Source organism: Streptosporangium minutum, assembly GCF_002149035.1.
GTDB lineage: Bacteria > Actinomycetota > Actinomycetes > Streptosporangiales > Streptosporangiaceae > Streptosporangium > Streptosporangium minutum.
Genome location: NZ_NGFP01000424.1, coordinates 1 through 3850 on the forward strand (window position 1 = coordinate 1; position 3850 = coordinate 3850).

At 72.8% G+C, this 3850-nt stretch carries 2 protein-coding genes; both read right to left on the reverse strand.

Annotation, left to right across the window (positions count from 1 at the left end; translation table 11 throughout):
- On the reverse strand, positions 1-2720 hold a 2720-nt coding region (locus tag CA984_RS43020), incomplete at its 3' end, for a hypothetical protein (RefSeq protein ID WP_207621264.1).
- Positions 2717-3850 (reverse strand): TRAFAC clade GTPase domain-containing protein (locus tag CA984_RS46865; RefSeq protein ID WP_423229364.1); only part of this gene is annotated, 1134 nt, incomplete at its 5' end. The genes CA984_RS43020 and CA984_RS46865, both read right to left, overlap by 4 nt.

Here is a 3850-nt window from a genome sequence, read left to right on the forward strand (position 1 = left end):
GACCCTCCGCTTCTCCGACCCGGCATCAAGACGGCGATCGCCGTCTTGATGCCGGGTCGGAGAAGCGGAGGGTCCGGAGCGCGCCGGGGGGCCCGGACGCGGGCCCAGGGATTCCGCCTCCACCCCCGCCCGGTGTACGTCGGCGTGTCCGCTCCGCCGGAATCACCGGAGCGCGTGCTGTCCGGGCCCGGACTGGTGAAGAAGGGCCGGGGAACGGGGAACCGCGCCCTCGGAGGGCCGGCGGGCGCGGGGAGGGCGGACCGTGCTTGCGCCGGACGGCCGTGAGCGGTGCGGTCGTGAGCCGTGTGGTCGTGAGCGGTCCGGCGCGTGTCCGGGCGGTCGTGAGTGGTGCGGTCGTGAGCGGTCCCGCGCGTGTCCGGGCGGATCTCGCGGATGTCCGGCTGGGCCTCACGGGTGTCCGGGCGGATCTCCCGGGTGTGCGGGGAGACCCGGCGCGTGTCGTCGTCCGTCTGGTGCGTCTGGTGCGTCTGGTTAGTCCGGTGCGGGCGGGCCGTCGGAACGTTCCGGTAGATCTCCTCCCAGCTCACGCCCGCCGACCTCACCAGCAGTTCGGTGTTCGCCCACACGATCTCCTCCCTCCCCTGCGGGGTCGCGAGGGCGAGCATCGCCGCGACGAGGCTCGGTGTGGTCGTCTTCGCGTGGTGGTAGATCTCCCTGACGGTGTCGCCGCGCAGATCCGTGCCGTACGCCTGCCCCAGGAGCCCCCGGAGCACCCTGGTCTGCTCGGAGGGGGCCGGGTAGGCGGTGGACACCGGGCCCGCCAGACATCCGTTCCTGAGGAGGCCGCCGCGCGCGTGGGCGATGCCGCTCCCGCTCTCGTCCGGCATTCGGTGGAGAAGGTGGCCGATCGCGTGCCGTGTCACCTCCGGCTCCGTACCGGGGTCCGCGATGCCGTCGATGATCCTCTCCATGGAGAGCGAGGACAGGAGGGTCTCGCCGATGTCCTCGTGTCCGCGCCGGACCGCGCCCGCCGCCACCGCGAAACAGATCACGGGATCGGCGCTCATGCCGTACAGCGCGTGCCAGACGGTCCCGGAGAGCGGCGCCCGCGCCCGCTGGAGATCGTCGAGAATCTCCGCGACGTCGTCGGCATGGCGGGGAGCCTCGTAGGCGGCCCGCAGGGCCTTGGCGTACAGGGCCGTGCGCCGGGCGGGATCGGTGGCGATCGCCTCCACCGTCTCGGCCATGCCGTGGTCCTCCAGGAAGATCTGCCGGCACCGCCTCCGCCGGGCGGCGTCGATCCGGTCCATCCGGATCTGCTGGAGGCAGGCGGCGGCCAGATCCGGTTCCGGCCGCGGCCGGCCGTCGCCGACCGGCTCCGGCCTGATCAGCCGGATGGACCACTGCACGAGCACGTAGGGCTCCAGCCCGGCGAGCAGCCAGCCCACGGTGGGGTCGCGCTGCGCGTCGACCCCGATGGTCGCCGCCGCGATCAGGACCCGTGAGACCTCGTTGGGATCGGGCTTCTGCCCGTGCCGGTAGAGGCCGGCGAGGCTGTTCTCGACCGTGCCCGCCGGCGGGGACATCGCCTGGACGGCGTGCATCAGGGACTGCGTCTCGGGCGCCTCGTGCCTGGCCGCGTTGAGCGCGCGCAGCACCCCGGAGGCGACGAGGACGTCGCGCGTCCGCGGGAAGTCCGGGAAGTCCCGCCACAGGCGGAGGATCTCCACCGTCTCCGCCGGCGAGCAGGTGCCGAGCTCGCGGCCGAGACCGGCGCCGGGCTGGGCCAGATCCCGTTCCTCCTTCGCGGTCAGGCTCCCCGCTACGGCCCGCCTGAGCAGGTCCGCCACCCCGCTCAGGCGGAGGAGCTGGGTGTCGGCCCAGTCCGCCGCGTCCCGGGCCGACAGCAGCGCCGTCCGTGGGTAGGCGATCGGCCTGCCGTCGGCGATCGCGGTGATGATGGAGGCGGCCGTGGAGACGGACACCGGGCCGTTCCTCGCCTGGCCGGTGTCCGGGCGCAGCGGCACCCGCCTGCGCCGGGCGAACGCCGACGGGGGCGGAGCGCGATCGACCACCGTCAGACGGGCGTCCGCCTCCCTGGATTTCAGCTCCGCGCGGATGAGGAACGTCCAGGGCTCCTCCCCGGTGAAGTCGCCCAGGACGGTGAGCAGCCCGTACGTCAGGTGTGCGGCCAGGTCGCCGCCGGGGCCGGTCCGCGGGGGCAGCAGCAGCTGGTAGTGCTCGGCGGGGGCGTTGAGCACGTCGGCGGCCGGTCCCGGCAGGAGAGGGTGGCGCAACGACGCCTCGTGGAGCGCGTGGTGGGTGTCCCTCGCCTCCGCCTCCAGCGTCCCGGACGGCAGGGGCGGCATCCGCGGCGCCAGCGCGCCGGCCGTCTCCGGCCGCACCCAGCCGGCCCAGTTCCACAGCCCCACCGCGAGACGGCCGGTGAGAACCGGGGCGGGGCCGAGCAGCACGTGGATCAGCTCCGACATGCGCCCGTTGGCGTCACGTACGGGCAGGACCCGGACGATCACCCCGGTCTCCCGGCCCGGCCCGATCTGGAGGGCGCCCATCGCGGGGGCGTCGCCGGAGCCGTCCGTCCACATGCCCTGCACGAAGTCCCCCGCCCGCAGCAGGACGGACCAGTCGGCGAGCTCCTGTCCGTCGAGGGAGGAGGCGACCGGTCCCAGGCCCCGCCTGCCGACCAGGAGCTCCTCCGACCACCGGAAGACGATCTGGTGGATCTCCGCTCCGCTCACGACGGCCCCCGGGCGACGTCGTCCCGGCCGAGATCGTGTCCCTGGATGACGCCCTTCATCGCCAGCAGGGACAGCAGGGGGCGCAGCACCCGGCGGGGGCCGAAGCCTCTTTCGGGGAAGACCGCGTCGTCCACCTTGGCCACGCCCGAGGCGGAGACGAAGTGGATCGTGGAGTCCTGGCAGTGCACCACCGGGTACAGCCACGATTCGGCGGCGTGCGACTGGAGGAAGACGTAGGCCTCCTCGGTCTCCTCCTCCACGCTGTCCAGCTCGGTGTCGTCGTCGGCGCGTAGCCAGCCGTCGACGACCGGCAGCCACCGCAGCAGGTCCGACTTGGCCACGGCCAGCGCGGCGGGCAGGGGCAGCAGAGCCTTCCGCCCGGTGTTGCGCAGCCGGTCGATGTGCCCGAACGGCTCCATGAAGGCGGGATCGGCCAGGCGCGGGGTGGACTGCCGGAGGAACTCGTCGAGCTTCTCGGCGTCGGCGACGAAGAGCAGGGCGTCGACGATGCTGATGAACTGCAGGCTGCGCAGGTCCGCGTCGTCGAAGAACTCGCCCGAGACGTCGAAGAACACCAGGGCGTGCTTCTCCCCGGTGACGTCGTTGTGCGCCCGCAGCGCGCACACGAACGCGACCTCCTCCTCGCGGCGCGTGCGCCCGAGGACCTTCCGGGTGTTGGTGAAGGGGAAGACCTTCTCCAGCATGAACTGGCGGTGCATGACGGTGTCGAGCGGGGAGATCGTGAGGTTGTGCCTGACCTTCAACCGGACGGTCTGCACGAGCTGGTCGATCATCGCGGCCAGCAGGTGGGTCTTCCCCGCCGCCGTCGATCCGACGATGCCGATGATCATCGGCTTGTAGTTTCCGTAGTCACAGGGCAGGTAGTGCTCGCTGCCGTCCGCGTCGCAGATCCGCTCCGCGTTGGCCGTCCGCTGCAGCCACCGGTTCTCGGGCTCACCCTCCTCCCGCTCCAGGTAGGTGATCTCGTCGCCCTCCCTGAGCACCAGAGGCAACGCCTCCCACTCCAGCTCCCAGAGGCAGTAGGGGCAGATCACCGTGGTCCCGGCGGCCCCGGGGGACTTCCTGACCCGGGACCTCCCCCGGGGCCTGGCCGGGCCCGGGGGAGGTCC